18 protein-coding genes and 1 pseudogene are annotated in these 18,679 nt (G+C 72.9%); 12 read left to right on the forward strand and 7 right to left on the reverse strand.

The genetic code is table 11. The annotated features are described in order from the left end of the window. Positions 1-34: 34 nt before the first annotated feature. Positions 35-3,454 (forward strand): LAGLIDADG family homing endonuclease, encoded by a 3,420-nt coding sequence (locus WD250_04300; protein ID MEX2619421.1) that lies wholly within the window; start codon positions 35-37, stop codon positions 3,452-3,454. Beyond that, positions 3,451-4,014 carry a RecX family transcriptional regulator gene (locus tag WD250_04305; protein MEX2619422.1) on the forward strand — a complete coding sequence of 188 codons (564 nt, stop codon included), beginning with the start codon at positions 3,451-3,453 and terminating at the stop codon, positions 4,012-4,014. The genes WD250_04300 and WD250_04305 overlap by 4 nt, the downstream gene beginning before the upstream one ends. 238 nt (positions 4,015-4,252) lie before the next feature. Here WD250_04305 and WD250_04310 read toward each other — a convergent pair whose 3' ends face one another. Next, positions 4,253-5,032 carry a hypothetical protein gene (locus WD250_04310; GenBank protein MEX2619423.1) on the reverse strand — a complete coding sequence of 260 codons (780 nt, stop codon included), beginning with the start codon at positions 5,030-5,032 and terminating at the stop codon, positions 4,253-4,255. 267 nt (positions 5,033-5,299) lie between these two features. Between WD250_04310 and WD250_04315 the strand changes: the two genes are divergently transcribed. Continuing rightward, positions 5,300-5,596 carry a hypothetical protein gene (locus WD250_04315; GenBank protein ID MEX2619424.1) on the forward strand — a complete coding sequence of 99 codons (297 nt, stop codon included), beginning with the start codon at positions 5,300-5,302 and terminating at the stop codon, positions 5,594-5,596. 58 nt (positions 5,597-5,654) lie between these two features. On the opposite strand, the gene WD250_04320 is transcribed toward WD250_04315, so the two are convergent. Further along, complete coding sequence (locus tag WD250_04320; protein ID MEX2619425.1) at positions 5,655-5,903, reverse strand: hypothetical protein; 249 nt, start codon at positions 5,901-5,903, stop codon at positions 5,655-5,657. A 141-nt stretch (positions 5,904-6,044) separates the two neighbouring features. Between WD250_04320 and miaB the strand changes: the two genes are divergently transcribed. The 6 genes and pseudogenes from miaB (at position 6,045) to hflX (ending at position 11,452) form a co-directional block, all read left to right on the forward strand. Next, positions 6,045-7,487: a tRNA (N6-isopentenyl adenosine(37)-C2)-methylthiotransferase MiaB gene (gene miaB, locus WD250_04325; protein ID MEX2619426.1), complete on the forward strand. Its 1,443-nt coding sequence runs from the start codon at positions 6,045-6,047 to the stop codon at positions 7,485-7,487. Between the two features lie 4 nt (positions 7,488-7,491). Further along, positions 7,492-8,268: a hypothetical protein gene (locus tag WD250_04330; GenBank protein MEX2619427.1), complete on the forward strand. Its 777-nt coding sequence runs from the start codon at positions 7,492-7,494 to the stop codon at positions 8,266-8,268. Next, positions 8,265-9,158 (forward strand): tRNA (adenosine(37)-N6)-dimethylallyltransferase MiaA, encoded by an 894-nt coding sequence (miaA, locus tag WD250_04335; GenBank protein MEX2619428.1) that lies wholly within the window; start codon positions 8,265-8,267, stop codon positions 9,156-9,158. The genes WD250_04330 and miaA overlap by 4 nt, the downstream gene beginning before the upstream one ends. Then, a complete protein-coding gene (gene dapF / locus WD250_04340) occupies positions 9,158-10,051 on the forward strand; it encodes a diaminopimelate epimerase (GenBank protein MEX2619429.1) in 894 nt (297 codons plus the stop codon). Before miaA ends, dapF begins: the two co-directional genes overlap by 1 nt. After that, positions 10,048-10,560: pseudogene (locus WD250_04345) on the forward strand (hypothetical protein). The gene dapF and the pseudogene WD250_04345 overlap by 4 nt, the downstream one beginning before the upstream one ends. A 94-nt stretch (positions 10,561-10,654) precedes the next feature. Further along, positions 10,655-11,452 (forward strand): GTPase HflX, encoded by a 798-nt coding sequence (gene hflX, locus WD250_04350; protein MEX2619430.1) that lies wholly within the window; start codon positions 10,655-10,657, stop codon positions 11,450-11,452. Here hflX and WD250_04355 read toward each other — a convergent pair. Together WD250_04355 and WD250_04360 are read right to left on the reverse strand one after the other, a co-directional pair. Then, on the reverse strand, positions 11,446-11,682 hold the full coding sequence (locus WD250_04355) for a DUF6458 family protein (protein ID MEX2619431.1): 237 nt from the start codon (positions 11,680-11,682) through the stop codon (positions 11,446-11,448). The genes hflX and WD250_04355 overlap by 7 nt on opposite strands. A gap of 61 nt (positions 11,683-11,743) precedes the next feature. Continuing rightward, the gene (locus WD250_04360; protein ID MEX2619432.1) at positions 11,744-11,938 is read right to left on the reverse strand and encodes a hypothetical protein; all 195 of its coding nucleotides are present in this window, start codon (positions 11,936-11,938) and stop codon (positions 11,744-11,746) included. A 122-nt stretch (positions 11,939-12,060) separates the two neighbouring features. Here WD250_04360 and WD250_04365 point away from each other — a divergent pair, with 122 nt between their 5' ends. After that, positions 12,061-15,738, forward strand: coding sequence for a BTAD domain-containing putative transcriptional regulator (locus tag WD250_04365; GenBank protein MEX2619433.1), 3,678 nt, complete (start codon positions 12,061-12,063; stop codon positions 15,736-15,738). Continuing rightward, positions 15,726-15,968, forward strand: a complete 243-nt coding sequence (locus tag WD250_04370) for a hypothetical protein (protein ID MEX2619434.1) — start codon at positions 15,726-15,728, stop codon at positions 15,966-15,968. Before WD250_04365 ends, WD250_04370 begins: the two co-directional genes overlap by 13 nt. A 180-nt stretch (positions 15,969-16,148) precedes the next feature. On the opposite strand, the gene lexA is transcribed toward WD250_04370, so the two are convergent. Further along, entirely contained in the window at positions 16,149-16,784 is a 636-nt protein-coding gene (gene lexA / locus WD250_04375; protein MEX2619435.1) for a transcriptional repressor LexA, read from the reverse strand. Between the two features lie 189 nt (positions 16,785-16,973). Between lexA and WD250_04380 the strand changes: the two genes are divergently transcribed. Further along, positions 16,974-17,417, forward strand: a complete 444-nt coding sequence (locus tag WD250_04380) for a hypothetical protein (protein MEX2619436.1) — start codon at positions 16,974-16,976, stop codon at positions 17,415-17,417. 13 nt (positions 17,418-17,430) lie between these two features. Here the strand turns inward: WD250_04380 and WD250_04385 are convergent, their stop codons facing one another. Continuing rightward, positions 17,431-18,024, reverse strand: a complete 594-nt coding sequence (locus tag WD250_04385) for a DJ-1/PfpI family protein (protein ID MEX2619437.1) — start codon at positions 18,022-18,024, stop codon at positions 17,431-17,433. Positions 18,025-18,090: 66 nt separating this feature from the next. After that, the gene (nrdR, locus tag WD250_04390; protein MEX2619438.1) at positions 18,091-18,558 is read right to left on the reverse strand and encodes a transcriptional regulator NrdR; all 468 of its coding nucleotides are present in this window, start codon (positions 18,556-18,558) and stop codon (positions 18,091-18,093) included. Positions 18,559-18,679: the final 121 nt, after the last annotated feature.

Below are 18,679 nucleotides of genomic sequence, written 5' to 3' on the forward strand. Positions count from 1 at the left end.
GCTCATGATGGACAGACGGAGTGAAGGGAATCCCATGCAGCGCGACAAGGCCCTGGAGATGGCGCTCGGCCAGATCGAGAAGCAGTACGGCAAGGGCGCGGTCATGCGCATGGACGAGCAGGCGAAGGTCAAGATCGCCTGCATCCCGACGGGGGCGCTGAGCCTCGACCTCGCGCTCGGCATCGGCGGCCTGCCGCGCGGCCGGGTGGTGGAGGTGTACGGACCCGAGGGGAGCGGCAAGTGCCTGGTGGCGGACACCCACGTGTGGACCGACCGGGGGCTCGAGACGATCGCCGAGCTCTTCGAGCGCTGCGGCCAGAAGGCGAGCTGCACCTCGCGGGTGACCGACGTCCGCCACCTTGGGGTTCGGGCCGTGAACGAGCACGGGGAGCTCGAGCAGATCGCCGCCCTCACCCACAACAACCGCCATCCGGTCCTGCGTGTCCGCCTCAAGTCCGGCCGGACGCTCTCGGTGACCCACAACCATCCGCTGCGCGTCGTCAACGACCAGGGCTACATCGTCTGGCGCAAGGCGGGGCAGATCGCGGAGGGCGACACCGTGGTCTCCGCCACCTTCGGAGCCGTGGAGGCAGCAGAAGGCGACGGCCTCACCGAGGACGAAGCCGCACTCGTGGGCTATCTCGTGGCTGAGGGCTCGCTGTCGTCCAGGCATGCGGTGCGCTTCACCAACTGGGACCACGAGGTCGGCGACGACTTCACCCGTCTCATGGGAGGTCTCTTCGACGTCGAGGTGCGGTGCTATGACCGCAAGGAGTATGCGGCGCACAGCAAGGCCATCCGCAGTGAGCTCGCGGAGCGGTACGGCCTCGACTACGTGAACGCCGGTGGTAAGACGGTGCCCGCCTGCATCCGCACCGGCGGTGCGAAGATCCAGCGGGCGTTCCTGTCGGCGCTGTTCGAGGGGGACGGATGGATCGACACCTCGTCCACCGTGGGGATCGCTTCTGCGTCGGAGCAGTTGGCCCGCGAGGTGCAGCTCATGCTGTACGGGTTCGGGATTCCCGCGACGGTGTCGTCGTCGTTCAACACGACCTATGAGCGGGACTACTGGACCGTCACGGTCAACCCCGCATCGGCACACCGCTTCCTGGACGAGATCGGTTTCCGTTCAGCGCGGCGGCAGGCGCAGGTCGCGGCCAACTTCCGCCGCTCGGCGCTGGACCCGCAGTTCGAGAACATCCCCCACGTCGGCAACCTGGTGCGGACGCTGCGCGACGACCTCGGCGGTGACCGCGAGCTCGACCGGATCGCAGGCGACCTCTTCCGCAGTGACATGGATCTGCGTTGCTCACGCCGGCGAATCGCCCAGATAGTGGCGTGGGCGGAGCAGCGGGCGCTCGGCGGCGCCAGTGCAGCGATCGTGGGCTACTTGCGCCATCTCGCTGAGGCCCGGTACACCTACGAGCAGGTGACCGCGATCGAGGACGGGGGCCTGCAGCCTACGTTCGACATCGTGTTGCCAGGCACGCACAGCTTCGTCGCCAACGGCGTGCTGTCCCACAACACCACTGTCGCGCTGCACGCCATCGCCGAGGCGCAGAAGGCCGGGGGGATCGCCGCGTTCATCGACGCCGAGCACGCCCTCGACCCGTCCTACGCCTCGGCGCTCGGGGTCGACATCGAGGCGCTGCTCGTCTCCCAGCCCGACAACGGCGAGCAGGCACTCGAGATCGCCGACATGCTGATCCGCTCCAACGCCATCGACATCCTCGTGGTGGACTCCGTCGCCGCGCTGACCCCACGCGCCGAGATCGAGGGCGAGATGGGCGACAGCCACGTCGGCCTGCAGGCGCGCCTCATGAGCCAGGCCCTGCGCAAGCTCGCCGGCACCCTCAACCGCTCCCGGACCTGCGCGGTCTTCGTCAACCAGATCCGCGAGAAGATCGGCGTTATGTTCGGCTGCCTTTCCTATGGCACCCGCGTGACCCTCGCTGACGGCACGCAGGAAAAAATCGGCAAGATCGTCAACCAGCGTATGCCGGTCGAGGTGCTGTCGTTCGACCCCCATCTCGGCGAGATAGTGCCGAAACGAGTCGTCAACTGGTTCGACAACGGCCCCACCGAGGAGTTCTTGAACGTCGTGGTGGCTCGGGGTGGCAAGAACGGTCGTGCGCAGTTCTCCTGCACCCCGAATCACCAAGTTCGCACCCCTGGCGGTTGGCGGGAAGCGCAGGATCTGTCGGTCGGTGACCGCGTCATGCAAGCTGCACCGCACTTCCTCTCCGAGTTCCAATGGGAGGTCATGCTCGGTGGGCTAATGGGCGACTCGGCGTTGTCACCAACCCGGAGCGGGCACGGTGCTCGCTTGCGCTGGGGTCACGGAGCGAAGCAGGTCGCGTACGGCGACTGGAAGGCATCGCTGTTCGCCAACGTGAGGGTGAGCCGGAGCACCAATGCCAAGGGGGCGGTGTTCCACGACGTCCAACCGCTGCCCGAGCTCGCGGAGCTGCGCAACGCGGTCTACATCGGCGGCAAGAAGGTGCTGAGCCACGACTACCTGAAGCGCCTGACACCCCTGTCCCTGGCGATCTGGTACATGGATGACGGCGGCTTCACGCTGCGCACGACGGGGAAGCAAGAACGGACCCAGGGTGGCAGTGGACGGGCCGACATCTGCGTGGAGGCGATGGAGGAGACCTCTCGCGACCGGTTGGCGGCCTACCTCGCTGACGCATGGGGGATCACATCCCGCCTCACCGTCAGAGCCGGGAAGGCGGTCTTGCAGTTCCGCCAGAGCGAGACGGCGAAGCTTCACGCCCTCATCGCGCCCTATGTGCACCCCTCGATGGAATACAAGCTGCTGCCGAGGTATCGCGGCCAGTTTCAGGTCGAGCCGGTCTTCGGAGAGAAGCGCTACGAGCTGATGGCGATGCCGATCACCTCGATCGAGCGCAAGCCGCGACCGCAGCCGGAACGAACCACCCGCCGGTACGACCTCGAGGTGGAAGGCACACACAACTACTTCGCCGACGGGGTCATGGTGCACAACAGCCCGGAGACGCAGCCAGGTGGGCGCGCGCTGAAGTTCTACTCGTCGGTGCGCCTCGACGTGCGCCGGATCGAGTCGTTGAAGGACGGCACGGACTTCGTCGGCAACCGGGTGCGCGTGAAGGTCGTGAAGAACAAGTGCGCTCCGCCGTTCCGCCAGGCCGAGTTCGACATCATGTTCGGGCACGGGATCTCCAAGGAGGGATCGGTGCTCGATGTGGGGGTCGAGCACGGCATCGTGAAGAAGGCGGGTGCCTGGTACACCTACGACGGTGAGCAGCTCGGGCAGGGCCGGGAGAACGCCCGGTCCTTCTTGAAGGAGCACGACGAGGTCTGCGCGGAGATCTACAAGAAGGTCACCGAGGCGCTCGGGCTGGTGCCCACCGACGTGACCGGTACCGACGGCGACCTCGACGAGCTCCCTCCGGGCGCCGCTGAGCAGTGAGCGAAGCCGCCACCCCGCCGCTGGACGCCGCCGGCGAGACCGCCGACGAGGCCGCCGGCGATACCGTCGACAAGGCCGCCGGCGATACCGTCGACAAGGCCTTCGCGTTCGTGCTGCGCAGCACCGCCAACCGCCCCCAGACCGAGGCGGAGCTGGCGGCCAAGCTGCGCGGCCGCGAGTACGACGGCGCCGTCATCGCCGCGACGCTGGAGCGCGCCCGAGCGGTCGGGGCGGTCGACGACGCGGCGTTCGCGGCGGCCTGGGTGGAGGACCGGGGCCGCCGGCGCGGGTACGGCGCGCGGCGGTTGCGCCAGGAGCTGCGGCGCCGTCTCGTCAGTGACGACGTCGCGGAGGCGGCACTGGCGCCCCTGGAGGCTCGCGACGAGCTGGCGGTGGCGACCGACCTCGCCAGGGATCGCGCGCAACGGCTGCCCGCGACGCTCCAGCCCGAGGCGGTCGCGCGCCGGTTGGTCGGCTTCCTCGCCCGCCGCGGCTACCCCGAGGGGCTGGCCCGCCGCGCCGCCCTGACCGCCAGCGGCCTGGACCGCGACTGGGACTGAACGCGGGGTCCTTCGAACGACCGTTGGGGTCACCCGAGCGGCTCGCGGCGCCCTTGCCCTTGCAGCCCGGTCACCGAGACCGCGACAGCTGCCGCCCGGGGAGGTGGCCTGGCCACGCGACCACGTCCGGGGTGGTGGGCTGGCCCGGCGACGCGGCCCACCGTCAGGGCGTGCGCTGGCCGCTGGGCCCCACCCACGGATTGTTCACAGGAGCCTTGAAGCGCCGCCTGGAGCGGTGCTAGCGGGCGACGTCGTAGCGGTGGCGGGCGTGCACGACGTGCCCCGAGCCGAGCAGCAGCAGCATGCCCGCGGCGGTGGCGAACAGCCATGTGGAGGCGTCCGGGCTGGTCATCGTGCTCGCACCCCCGGCGCCCAGGGGCGTGGCGGTGGCCGACTCGAAGACCCGTTCGTCGGACCCGCCGCTCGCCAGGTCCCCGAACGAGGGGGGCATCGACGGCAGGAACGGTCGTGGCGGGGGCGTGGAGGTCGTGTCGGCGAGGGCGACCGTGCGGGCCGCGAAGGGCGGTGCTGGGATGCCCGGGCCCTGGGGCGGCCCGTGGGACGGCCGTGCCGGCAGGTTCGTGTCCACCTGGGTCGGCCGGGCCGGCTCGGGTGGCGGTGCCGGCTCGGGCGGAGCCGTCCCGAGTGGATCGTCCAGATCAGGGACGATCTGCTCGGTGGCCCCTTCGATGACCTCGGGAACGTCCTCCACGACGCCCCCGACGACGCCCGGCACGCTCTGCAGGACGTCGTCGACCACCTTCTCGACCGGGTCCCCCAGGGACCCGAGCGTCTCGGTGACGCCGAACAACAGGCCGGCTTCCTCACACGCGTCGCGCTGCGGGACATCGTCAGCCACCGCCTGGGGCGTGCAGGCGAGTTCGTCGGGCACAAGGTCGTCCACCAGGTCGGACGCGAGGGCGCCCTCGGCGGGGCTCACGAACAGGGGCGCGCCCAGCAGCGCGAAGGCGGTGCCCGCGGCCAACAGGGTGTGGCGGCTGGCGCGACGGCTCAGCATCAGCGGTGCCACGGTCCCTCCGGCAGGCGTCGACGGCAGCGGTCGGTCGCGTTGGGTCGGCCCCTTCTGTCTCACAGGCCGCCTCCATTCCAACGAGCGGGACCCGGTCCGGGTGACGCCCGCCGCCACCGTCGATGCGCTATCGTCCACCGACAGAGGAAGCGCCACACCCCTAGCGGACTAGTCCATGGAGTCTACCTCCCCAGGGGGACGGGGGGAAGCCCCAACACCCCAGGCCCCAACACCCCAGGAGAGGACGGGAGCACCATGAGCCTCCTGCAGGCATGGCTGGTGATCGGCGTGCCGGGGCTCGTACTGGGGTTGGGCCTGTTCATGGTGCGCTCACCGGCGCGGGCCATGGCGGGCTACGTCGTCTTGGTCGCCACGTTCGCCGGGATGGCGCTGGTGGACCGGACGTCGGCGGCGGTCCTCGGGGGCCTGCTCGCCCTGCTGTACGCCGCCGGCCGGGGCGGGGACCTGGAGCGCGAGGAGCGCGACGACGATGGGGACGGGCTGCCCGCGGTGGTCGGCTACAAGCAACGGCGAGCCGCCCAGGAGTCCTGATCGGCGGGTCATCTGCCTCGTCGTGCGCGACCTACCGCCCGCCGGCCCGGCGGGAACCTCATCCGCCCGGCGCGCCGCAGGCCTGGTCACCGCCGCCGAGCACGCCACGCAGGTCGGCGATCGCGGCGGCTTGCGCGAGCGACGCGAACACCCGGGCACGCCCGAGGTGCCATTCACGGATGGCGCCATCGGTGGTGTAGGCGGTGGACAGCTCGTCGATGGCGTACTGCTCGTACTGCGCGTGGCGGGCAGTGGGCCCGAGGTTCAGGACCTCGTGCAGTGACCGCTCGTCATGGGTGTCACCCATCACGCCCCCCTTTCCCCAACGACTCTGCGGGTACGCACACCCGCGCCGGACAACCCATCCAACGTGCGGCCGATCGTACAGGCGCGAGCAGGAAGGCCGCCCTCGTGATGACCGGCTGGTGCGGCGGTAAGGTTCACGAACATGAGCCCCCGCACCTACTTCATCCGCACCTTCGGGTGCCAGATGAACGAGCACGACTCCGAGCGCGCGGCGGGGGTCCTCGAGACGATGGGCTACCGGCCTGCGGCGTCGCCTGAGGAGGCGGGGCTCGTGCTGTTCAACACCTGTGCCATCCGCGAGAACGCCGACAATAAGCTGTACGGCCAGCTCACCTCGCTGAAGCCGCTGAAGGACGCGCACCCCGACAAGACCATCGTCGTCGGCGGGTGCCTGGCGCAGAAGGACCAGGCGCTGATGGCCGAGCGGGTGCCGTGGGTCGACGTCGTCTACGGCACCCACAACATGGGGCGCCTGCCCGAGCTGCTCGCACAGGCGGACTCCGCGGCGCTGCCGGTGGTCGAGATCCTCGAGCACACCGAGATGTTCCCGTCGGCGCTGCCGGCACGCCGGGAGGTCGCGCACCACGCCTGGGTGTCGATCTCCATCGGGTGCAACAACACCTGCACCTTCTGCATCGTGCCGAGCTTGCGCGGGCCGGAGAAGTCGCGCAAGCTCGGCGAGGTCGTCGCCGAGGTGCGCGCGCTCGTCGAGGACGGGGTGCGGGAGGTGACCCTGCTCGGCCAGAACGTCAACTCCTACGGTCGCGACCTGGTGCGCGCCGGGCAGGGTGGGGGTGGCCCGGGGCGCAACCGCACGCTCTTCGCCGAGCTGCTGCACGCGCTCGGCCACGTCGGCGGGCTGGCGCGCATCCGCTTCACCAGCCCGCATCCGAAGGACTTCACCTCGGACGTCTTCGCCGCCATGCGCGACGTCGGCCCCGTCTGCGAGCAGCTGCACCTGCCGTTGCAGTCGGGCTCGGACCGGGTGCTGAAGCGCATGCAGCGGGCATACTCGGCGCGGCGGTTCCTGGAGCTCGTCACGGAGGCCCGCGCGACCATCCCGGGGGTGGCGATCTCCACCGACATCATCGTGGGCTTCCCCGGCGAGACGGACGAGGACTTCGCGGCCACCCTCGACGTCGTCGGGCAGGCAGCCTTCGACTCTGCCTACACGTTCGAGTACTCGACGCGTCCGGGGACCGCGGCCGTGGAGCTCAACGGCCACGTGGACCCCGCCGAGGTCGGGCGGCGCTACCGCCGTCTGGCCGCGGCCACCCGGGAGCTGTCCGCGGCGGGCAACGCCCGCCAGCTCGGGACGGTCCAGGAGTTGCTCATCGAAGGGCCGTCCAAGACCGATCCGCAGCGCATGAGCGGGCGCACCCGCACGAACCGGCTCGTGCACGTGCCGCGCGTCGCCGCGGCACAGCCCGGGGCACTCGTCGCGGCGCGCCTCACCCAAGCCGCCTCCTACTACCTGCTCGGCGAGGTCGTCGCCGCGGTCGCGCCCGCGCCCGCGGCGCGCGGGGGCGGACGGGGTGGCGGTGCGCGCACGGCCCTGCCCCTGGTGGCGGCGCGCGGAGCGTGAGCCGGTGATCGTCGGCGCGGCGATCATCCCCAGCGCGCCCCTGCTCATCCCCGGGGTCAGCGCGAGCCTGCCCGCCGGGCTGGACAAGGTCTGCGACGCCGTCGACGCGGCCCTGGAGTCGCTGCCGCCCCATGACACCGTCGTCCTGCTCGCGGCCGCGCAGCGTGGTGAGGGCGGCTCCGGACAGGGCCTGTACGAGGTCACCCAGGCGTCGCTGGCCGGCGTCGGACGCCCGGACGTCGCGTGCCGCCTCACGGTCGACCACGTCGGCGCCGAGCGCATCAGCCGCATGACCCAGTACCCGATCCACCGGGGCGACACCCTGCCCCTGGGGCTGGCCGCACTGGCGATCCTGGTCGGTGGCACCGGCCCCTTCGTGCCGATGACCGTGCCCCCCGCCGCAGGCTTCGACGCGCTGTCGGCCACCGGCACCGCCATCGCCGAGGCGTTCGCCCCCTGGGGCGACGCCGAGCCCGGCGAGCAGGCCCGCACGGTGGTGATCGCCGCTGGAGACCTGTCGGCGGGCCTGCAGGAGCGCTCACCGCTGCATCTGGTCGAGGGCGCGCGGGACTGGGACGCCCGCGTGGTCGACGTGGTCGACTCCGGGCGCCTCGACGGCCTCGGTCGTCTGGGTCCCGCTGAGGCCGCCCGGGTCGGCGCGCTCGGATGGGCGCCCATGGGCGTGCTGCACGGCGCGACGGCGCGCGCCAAGATCGGCCTGGTGCGCCGGCACTACGCCGCCCCGCGCGGTGTCGGCTACCTCGTGGCCCACGGCGCGTGACCGCCCGGGGGGTGCGGGCCCTCGTCGGACCGACCGCCGCGGGCAAGAGCGCGGTGGCGCTGCAGGCCGCGACGCGCCTTGACGTCGAGATCGTGGCGGTCGACGCGTTCACGGTCTACCGGGGCATGGACGTGGGCACCGCGAAGCCGTCGACGCGCGACCGGGCGCGGGTCCCCCACCACATGATCGATGTCCTCGACCCCAGCCAGGAGTGCACCGTCGAGTGGTTCCAGGGCGCCGCGCGCGCCGCGATCACCGATGTCGCGGAGCGTGGCAGGACCCCCCTGCTGGTCGGCGGGTCCGGCCTGTACTTCCGTGCCGTGGTGGACCCGTTGGCGTTCCCGCCCACGGACCCCGACGTGCGTGCGGGCATCGCCGCCCGGTACGCCGCCGACCCCCGCGTGGCGCACGTGCACCTGGCGGCCGTCGACCCGGCCGCCGCGAACCGCATCGACCCGGACAACCTGCGGCGCACGGTGCGGGCGCTCGAGGTGCACCAGCTGACCGGTCGCCCGTTCAGCGCGTGGCGGCAGGCGTGGGACGACCACACCTCGGTGTACCCCGATCTGCGGGTGGTGGGGCTGGACGTCGACCGTGACGACCTGACCGCGCGGATCGCCTCCCGGGTGGAGACGATGCTCGCCGGTGACGGTTTGGTGGAGGAGTGCCGGCGGCTGGCCACCCAGCCGCTGTCGGCGACGGCCCGCCAGGCGATCGGCTACGCCGAGGTGCTCGACCATCTGGCCGGCCACCACACGCTGGAGGAGGCGGCCGCGCGCATCCGCACGCGGACCCGCCGGTACGCTGTCCGACAGATCCGGTGGTTCAAGGGCGACCCCCGAGTACGATGGGCCGATCCGGCAGAGGCAGGCGAGGTACTGATCGGCTGATGCGCTTCATCAAGGCACATGGCGCGGGGAACGACTTCGTCCTGCTCCCCGACTTCGACGACGCCCTGATCCTCTCCCCGGCGCTGGTCCGCGGCCTGTGCGCCCGCCACACCGGGGTCGGCGGCGACGGCGTCATCCGCCTCACCCCCGGCCGGGCGGGCACCGACGTGTTCATGGACTACTGGAACGCCGACGGCTCGGTGTCGGAGATGTGCGGCAACGGGGTCCGCTGCGTCGCGAAGTACGTCGCCGACCGGGGGATGGTCGACGGCGATGTCATCCGCGTTGACACCCGCGACGGCGTGAAGGCCGTCGAGGTGGCGGCGCGCCATCCCGACGGCCGCGTCGCCCGGGTGCGCGTCGACATGGGCAACCCGATGACCACGGGTCCGAAGAAGGTGGACGTCAGTCCCGCCCGCCTGGTGGACTGCCCCTGGTCGCCGCCGCTCGGCGTGCCCGGCACCGGGGAGCTCGCCGTCACGGCCGAGCAGCGCTTCACCGAGGTCACGACCCTCTCCATGGGCAACCCCCACGCCGTGCTCGTCGTCGACGACGTGGAGCAGGCGCCCGTGGCGGCCTGGGGGCCCGTGATCGAGCACGACGACGCCTTCCCGCGGGGCACCAACGTGGAGTTCATCTGTGTGCCGGCCCGTGACCGGGTCATCGGGCGCATCTGGGAGCGCGGCGTCGGGGAGACCCAGGCGTCGGGCACCGGCGCCTCGGCGATGGCCGCCGCCGCGCACGTGCTGGGGCTGGCCGATCGCCAGGTCACCGTGGCCCTACCGGGGGGAGAGCTCGTCGTCGACTGGACCGACGAGACGCTGTACCTGACCGGCCCGGCCGTCGAGGTCGCCGAGGGGCAACTGCACCCGGAGCGTCTGGACAGCCGATGACCGGCCCGGACAACCAGGAGCTGCGGTTGTCACGGGCGGCACGCCGGCGCGCCGATGCCAGCCGTGTCGAGGAGGGGGCGCCCCAGGAGGGCGTGGCGATCTTCCGGCCCGTCGAGCGGGCGGTGCTGGTCGCGCTGCACCCGCCCCGGTCGACGGGCCGCGACGTCGATGCGTCCCTCGACGAGCTGGAGCTGCTCGTCGACACGGCCGGCTCCACGACAGTGGGGCGGGTGGTGCAGAAGCGCGAGCACCCTGACGTGGCGACGTTCATCGGGCGGGGCAAGGTCCAGGAGCTGCGCGAGGTCGGCAACTCCCTGGACGCCGACGCCGCCATCTTCGACGACGAGCTGAGCCCGGCCCAGCAGCGCACGCTGGAGGAGCGCCTGGGCTTCAAGGTGCTCGACCGCACCATCGTGATCCTGGACATCTTCGCCCAGCACGCCTCAAGCCGGGAGGGCAAGGCGCAGGTGGAGCTCGCGCAGCTGTCCTACCTGCTGCCCCGCCTGCGCGGCTGGGGTCAGGCGCTGTCGCGGCAGGCCGGCGGCCGGGGGGCAGGGCGGGGCCGGCATCGGCACGCGCGGTCCCGGCGAGACCCAGCTCGAGGTGGACCGCCGCAAGATCATGCGGCGCATCACCAAGCTGCGGCGCGACCTCACCGGCTTCGCGGCCACCCGTCGGCTGAAGACCCGGGACCGCGAGCGCCACGCGGTCCCCGTGGTGGCGCTGGTCGGCTACACCAACGCCGGCAAGTCCACCCTGCTGAACCGGCTCACCGGCGCTGACGTGCTCGTGGCCGACCGGTTGTTCGCCACGCTCGACACCACGGCACGGCGCATGCCGCTGCCCGACGGCCGGCACGCCGTGGCCACCGACACCGTGGGCTTCGTGAAGAAGCTGCCGACCCAGCTGATCGAGGCGTTCAAATCCACGCTCGAGGACACGTTGCGCGCCGACCTGCTCCTGCACGTCGTCGACGCGAGCCACCCTGACGCCGACGCGCAGATCCACGCGGTGGACCACGTGCTCGACGAGATCGGCGCCGGGGACATGCCCCGCATCCTCGTGCTCAACAAGGCCGACGCCGCGGACCGTGACGAGCTCGCGGGCTTCGCCCGGGCGTACCCGGGTTCCATCGTGGTGTCAGCGGTCACCGGCGAGGGCATCGACCTGCTGGCCGCCGGGGTCGCTGGCCGGATCCCCCCGGCGCGGCGCGTGGTCGAGGCGCTGGTGCCCTACGAGCAGTCGGGGCTGGTGGCGCAGGCGCATCGCGAGGGCGAGGTGTTCAAGGAGGAGCACCGCCCCGAGGGGACGTGGCTGGTCGCCAACGTGGACCGCGCCGCAGGGGAGGCGCTCGCACCCTTCGCCGAGGCGTCGGGATGGGACGCCGACGCGGCTCAGTAGGCGTCCGGGGGCCGACGCTCGACCGGACGCTCGACCGGACGCTCCACGACCCGGTCTCTCGTCTGGGTCGCCCGGAAGTAGGTCACGAGCCCGAACACCAGGCCGATCAGCCCACCGATGATCAGGATGATCCCGATCACGTCGATGTTGATGCCGGCGATGTCGAACTCCACCGCGTAGGTGAGGATCGCGCCGAGCACGATCATGGCGATGCCGCCACCGATGGTCATGGTCTTGCCTTCCTGTTGGACAGCATGCGGTTGCGGAGAGTGTTCCGCCCTGCCAGCAGGGCTAATCCTGTCCGAATGCCGTCCCGGGTGGCCGCGGATGAGGGACCGCCCGCTCGGCGGCGAGGGCGGCGAGCAGCTCGGTGCCGTTGCGGAAGACCGTCTCCCCGCCGCTGCGCACGTGCTCGACGATGCCGCACAGGCCCGGTGCCGCGCCGATATCGTCAGACGTGTAGAGCCGGATGATGAAGGTGTCCATCGCGCCTCCTCGGCCCGCACCGCGGGGGGACCTGCCCGCTCTCAAGGCGCGACAACGCCCGTCACAGGTGTGACCACCGGGCCGGTGTATCATTCGACTCCGACACGACGGACAAGAGGACGGTGCAGCCGACGAGCAGCCCGCAGGAGAGGCGACTGGCTGAACGGACACCGCCGTCGGCCGGCACGGTGGTTCGCCGCCGACTGCATGGATGGCTCGACGAGACCCTCGCGCGGCGCCTGACGCTGGTGGTGGCCGGGACGGGGTACGGCAAGACCACGCTGCTGCGCAACTGGGACCCGCCGGCCCCGACGGCGTGGTACGCCATCGGACCGCGCGGTCGGTCGCTGCCCGTCCTGGTGGCGGGTCTCGCGGACGCGCTCGCGCCCCATCTGCCGCCCCTGTCCGTGGACGTGGCGGCGGTCGGGGGGGCACAGGGACCCGACGACGACGACGGCCGGGCCGTCGCCGCCGCAGGTGTGGTGTGCGACGCGCTGGCCCGCGAGCTCGACGGCGACGTGGTGCTGGTGCTCGACGACTTCGGCGAGCTCGACGGTCCTGGTGGCCGGTTCGTCGAGGCGCTGTGCTGGCAGGCCCCCTCGCGGCTGCACCTGGTGCTGGCCAGCAGCCGGGAGCTGCCCTACCGCTTCGACGGCCTGCGCGCGCAGGGGCAGGTGCTGGAGCTCACCGGTGCCGACCTGGCCTTCACCTCCGAGGAGTCCGCGGTGGTGGTCCGCGGGATCGTGCCCGATGCGGACGGGTCGCTGGCGGAGGTGCTGCACACCGCCACGGGCGGATGGCCGGCTGCGGTGCGCCTGGCGGCGGAGGCCGTGCGATCCCAGCCGCCGGCCGCCCGGACCGCGACGATCGCCGGTCTGCACAAGCCGGGCAGCCCGCTGTGCGCCTACCTCGCCGAGGAGATCCTGGCGCACGAGCCCCCGGCCACCCACGAGCTCCTGCGCACGGTCGGCGTCCTGCCCCGCTTCGTCGCCGAGCTGTGTGTGTCGTTGGGCCTGGAGGACGCTGAGGCGACGCTCATGTCCCTGGCTCGTCGAGGTGTGTTCGTCATGCCCGATGCGGCCCATCCGGGCTGGTTCCGCCTGACCGGCCTTGTCCGGGAGTTCGTCCGCCAGCGGCTCCCGTTACCGCCCGAGCGCCGTGGCGACGTGCTGGCGGCCACCGCCGCCTGGTGCGAGCGTGCGGGCCACCTTGACGAGGCGCTGTCGGCCCGCCTGGTGGCGGGGGACCCGACGGAGATCGCCGGCTTGCTGCGCCGGCACGGGACGGCGCTGCTGGCCGGTGGGGCGCTGGACGACCTGGTGTCGGCGGTGGGGATGCTGGCGGCGTCGCAGCGGGACACCGTCATCGAGCAGCTGGCCGGGGAGGCGTGCCGCCTGTGCGGGGACTGGGACGATGCGCTGGAGCACTTCCGCCGCGCCGGCGGGTCGGCCGCGACACTCGCGCCGGGCCTGGCCTGGCGCATGGGGCTGATCCACTACCTGCGCGGGGAGCTCACGGAGGCCCTCGCGATCTTCACCCGGGCGGACGGCTCGCAGGGCGATCCCGCCGACCGGGCGCTGGTGGCTGCCTGGGCCGCGTCGGCGCACTGGCTGCGGGGGGCTGCCGAGCCGTGCGCCGAGCTCGCCGGCCAGGCGCTGGAGGCCGCGCGGGTCGCCGAGGACCCCCAGGCGCTCGCGGCGACGCACACCGTCCTGGCGATGCTGGCCGCCCTGCGTTCGGACCGGGCCGCCAGCGACGCCCACTACAGCCGGGCCCTCGTCAACGCCGAACGGGCCGGCGACGTGCTCCAGATCATCCGGATTCGCAGCAACCGGGCGTCGCGCTACCTGGAGGAAGGGATGTACGTCCAGGCGCTGCGCGACGTCGACGCGGCGCTGACCCTGTCGGACGCTGCCGGCTACGCCGTCTACCAGGCGCTGGCGCTCACCAACCGCGGCGACATCTACCGGCGCCTGGGACGCCTCGAGGACGCGCTGGTGGACCTGGAGGCCGCCAAGGTGGTCTTCCAGCGGCTCGGGTCGCGCTTGATCGCCTACCCCCTCGTCCAGCTGGGTGACGTCCACTGGGAGCGGGGTGACGCCTCGCTCGCGCAGGCCGACTACGAGGAGGCGATCGCCAACGCGGAGGTGGACGGGGACGCGCAGGGCCTGGTGGCGGCGCTGGCGGGGCTCGCCGTCGTCCTCGCGGCGAGTGATCTGGAGCAGGCCCGGGCGGTGGCCGGCCGCGCGGTCGCGCAAGGCGAGCAGATGGGCCTCGTGCGCGCGCTGCTCGCGGTCGGGACGGTGGCTGCGGCCGCGGGGAACCCCGCCGCGGCCGAGGACGCTGGCAAGCAGGCGGCAACGGCCGCCCGGCATCGGCGGGACCGGGCGGGGCTGGCGGAGGCGCTGAGCCTCCTCGGCCAGGTGTCGGCCTCCCCGGCCAGGGCCCGCAGCCGGCTGGAGGAGGCGGCGGCGATCTGGCGCTCGCTCGGCAGTCCGTTGGGGGCGGCGCGGGCGGAGCTCAACCTGGCCCGCCGCCTCGCCGGCGGGGAGGAGCCCGCTGCCCGTGAGCTGGTCGGGCGGGTGGCGGCTACCGCCCGTGTCCACGGCGCGCGCGTGCTGGCGTCCGAGGCCGGCCTGCTGGAGACGTCCCTGAACCGGCGGGCGGAGGCCAAAGTGGCCATCAGGGCCCTGGGCGGATTCCGGGTCGTCCGGGCGGGGACGCCGATCAGCGCGTCGCAGTGGCCGTCCCACGAAGCCCGGGAGCTGCTGAAGATCCTGGTGGCGCGCCGCGGGCGTCCCGCCTTCCACGCCACCATCGCCGCGGCGCTGTGGCCCGACGCCCCGTCGCCCGAGCGCGTCCCCGCGCTCGTCGAGTCCCTGCGGGCGACCCTCGACCCCGATGGCGACGTCGCGCCTGACCGGTACATCGCCACCGAGGAGGACGCCGTCTGGCTGGAGATCGGGGCGCCGGACATCGACGTGGAGGCGTTCCTTCGCGACGCCCACGCCGGCCTGGCTGCGCTCCCCTCCGACGAGGGGTTGGTGCTGCTGACCCGGGCCGAGGCCGCCTACGCGGGGGAGGCCCTGGAGGAGAACCGCACCGAGGACTGGGCCGCGGGGCTGCGCGAGGAGGCCCGCACGGTCTACATCGCCGTGGCCCGTGCGTTGGCCGATGCCGCGGTCGGGGCAGGCGCCCACGAGCGCGCCACCCGCTACCTGCAGCGGCTGTTGGAGCGCGACGCGTACGACGAGGCGGCGCACCTCGCCCTGGTCGGCTGCCTGAGCGCCGCCGGGCGCCCCGGGGAGGCACGGAGACGGTACGCGACCTACCGCGCCCGGATGGAGGAGCTCGGACTGGAGCCGGCCGCCTTTCCGGACCGGGTGGTCCCCAAGCGGAGGGCGCCGGCCGAGACGCCCGAGCCCGAGCGTGGGTCCTGCGTCGCGAGGGGGATGTGTGGGAGGTCGCCTACCGCGGTCAGCGCGCGCGCCTGCGGCACTCGCGGGGCCTGGAGCACCTCACGGTGCTGCTCGCCCGTCCCGGCCAGGAGGTCCACGCCCTCGAGCTCGCCGGGGCCCGCGCGCGCCGGGATGCCGGACGCAACCACCATGTCGTGGAGCCGGGGGCGCACGGCGGTGATGCGGGCCTGCCGGTGCTCGACGGCCAGGCGAAAGCGGCGTATCGCCGCCGCCTGGAGGACCTTCAGGTCGATCTCGTCGAGGCCGAGCGGTTCGCCGATGACGAGCGGTTCGCCGATGACGAGCGGGCCGCCCGCGCCCGCGAGGAGATGGACCTGCTGACCGCGGAGCTGGCCGCCGCGGTCGGTCTCGGCGGTCGCGACCGGACGGTGGGCTCGACCGCCGAGCGCGCCCGCCAAGCCACGTCGAAGGCGGTCAAGGTGGCGCTCAGGCGCATCGCCGAGCAGCTGCCCGCACTCGGCGAGCACCTGGCGTCCACCGTGCACACCGGGACCTACTGCTCCTACACCCCGGATCCCCGAGCGCCCCTGCGCTGGGACCTCCGGGCGTGAATTGCCGGAGCCGCCCCGTGCGCCGACCGGGTGCGACGGCCGAGAGAGGGCCGGTCACCCGGCCCTCTCGTCGGTCTCCCGCCGCCCGCCTCGAGTGCCCCGCTGCGTGCCCCCGCCGCTCGCTTTGAGCCCTCATTGACTACGGCGCGACATCGACGGTCACAAGTGTGACTGCCGGGCCTACAGGCTGCGCAGGACCGCGACGACCTTGCCGAGGATCGATGCGGCCTGGTCCGTGGTCACCGGGATGGGGTCGTAGCCCTCGTTGGCGGGGTCCAGGAAGACCTCACCGGCGCGGGTGCGCCGGTAGAACTTCGCGGTCGCCTCGCCGTCGATCAGCGCCGCGCACATCTCCCCCTGCTCGACCGTGGGCTGCTGGCGCACGACGATGAGGTCGCCGGGCAGCACGCCGGCCTGCACCATCGACTCACCGCGCACGCGCAGGATGAACAGCGTGCCCTCGCCGACGAGGTCGCGGGGCAGCGGGTAGAGGTCCTCGACGCGCTCCTCGGCGAGGATGGGGACGCCGGCGGCGATCTCGCCGAGCACCGGCACGTGGCGCACCGCGGCGTGGGGGGGCGCGGACTGCTCGGTGCCGGCGTCGTAGCGCACCTCGATCGCCCGCGGCCGGGTGGGGTCGCGGCGCAGGTACCCCTCACGCTCCAGGACCCCGAGCTGGTAGTGGACGCTGGACGCCGACCGCAGCCCGACGGCCTCGCCGATCTCGCGGACGCTCGGCGGGTACCCCCGCGTCTCGACCGCGTCCCGGATGACGTCCAGCACGCGCTGCTGGCGGGGCGTCAGTGGCGTGGGCATGGTTGCTCCTTGTCGTCCGGCGCGGTCCGCGCGGTCCGCGGTCCACGAACGGCTGTTCGGAAGAACCCTTGACAACCGAACGCCTGTTCGCGATAGTCTATCCGAACGAGCGTTCTGGTCAAGGACCCGCCACGGCACCCCGCCACGGCACGCATCCCGGGTCCACGAGCAGTCGGAGAGGACACCGAGATGGTCGCCGTCGCCTGGCAGCACGCACCGGCAGGGCTTGACCGGCCCCGGCCGGTGCCGGCCGGGGCGCCCCGCGCCCCCAGGGTGCAGTGCCACGACGAGCCGGGTGCGGGACGCCGCGCCCCCCGGACCAACGGCACCCACCGCGCCCTCCGGCGACGCCGGGTGGCCGCGGGGTTCGCCGTGGCGGTCGTGGTCGGGGTGGTGGGCATGGCCTCCGGGGGGGCGCCGACCGCGCTGCGCACCGACCCGGCGGCCGGCACCGCGCCGCCGGTCACCGTGGTGGTCCAGCCCGGTGACACGCTGTGGACGGTCGTGGCCGACCACGTGCCGCCGGGCGCCGATCCGATGGCCTATGCCGTCGAGGTCGCGGCCTACAACAGCCTCGACCCGCTGGCCGTGCCCGCGGGCACCGTCGTGCGGCTGCCCCCGGTCCGGCCGTGACCGCGCGGTGGTCTCAGACGGGTGGTTGCGGGTCGTACTGGATGTGGCGGCGCAGCTGGCGGGCCCGCTCGGGGGAGTGCAGCCGCGCCACCAGGTGCAGGGCCATGTCGATGCCCGCGGACACGCCGGCGGCCGTCACCACCTCGCCGTCGTCGACGAAGCGCTCGTCGGGGCGCACCTGAATGCTGGTGCCCAGGGCGGCGAGCTGCTCCAGCGCCGCCCAGTGGCTGGTGGCGGGTCGCCCGTCGAGGAGTCCCGCGTCGGCGTACACCAGGGAGCCGGTGCACACGCTGGTCATGAGGGCCCCGCGTCCGGCCACACCACGCACGAAGGCCCGGACGGACTCGTCGCCCATCTGGGCGTCGGTCCCCATCCCGCCCGGGTAGACGAGCACGTCGATCGGGGGGGCCGTGTCCCACGTGTGGTCGGCGAGCACGCGCAGCCCGTTCGCGCAGTGGATCGGGCCGTCGGTCGGCGCGAGCGTGCAGACCGCGTACCCGTCGTCGGGGCACAGCCGCGCCCACGTGGCCAGGACCTCCCACGGGCCCGCCCAGTCGAGCTCCTCGACGCCGTCGAACAGCACGAACCCGATGCGCCTCGTGGTCATCGGGGGTGCTACCGCAGCCGCTTGATGCCGGTCATGGTCGGACCCTACCGGAGGGCCGGCCGCGGGTCATGGGGCCTCGTCGGGCGGACCGCTCAGCGCGGCGAGCTCGCGGGCGAAATCCTCCGTGGAGGTGAACCCCTTGTAGACGCTGGCGAAGCGGACGTAGGCCACCGGGTCGAGCTCGCGCAACGCGGCCATCACCTCGGCACCGACCGTCTCGCTGGCGACCTCCCGTGCGCCCGTGGCGCGCACCCGGGCCTCCACGCGGGCGACGGACCGGCGCACGGCCGCGGCGTCGACGGGCAGGTTCTTGGTCGCCTTGCCCATGCCCGCGGCGACCTTCTCGCGGCTGAAGGGCTCCACGAGCCCGTCGCGCTTGCGGACCGACAGGGGCGGCTGCTCGGCGCGCTCGAAGGTGGAGAAGCGCTGCGCGCACGCCCGGCACTGCCGTCGACGGCGCACGGCCGCACCGTCCTCGGCGGCGCGCGAGTCGACCACGCGGTCGTCGTCGGTGCCGCAGTACGGGCAGCGCATGATCGGGCCTTCCGAAACTTTTTCTCATCGATTTCCGGGTGCTCTATCCACCGTTTGTGCACAGTCTGTGGATGGCGCACCACCGGGTCGGCGGCGGTGGCGCACCGCTTCCGGCGTCCCG

The sequence above is a fragment of the Egibacteraceae bacterium genome (assembly GCA_040905805.1).
GTDB lineage: Bacteria > Actinomycetota > Nitriliruptoria > Euzebyales > Egibacteraceae > DATLGH01.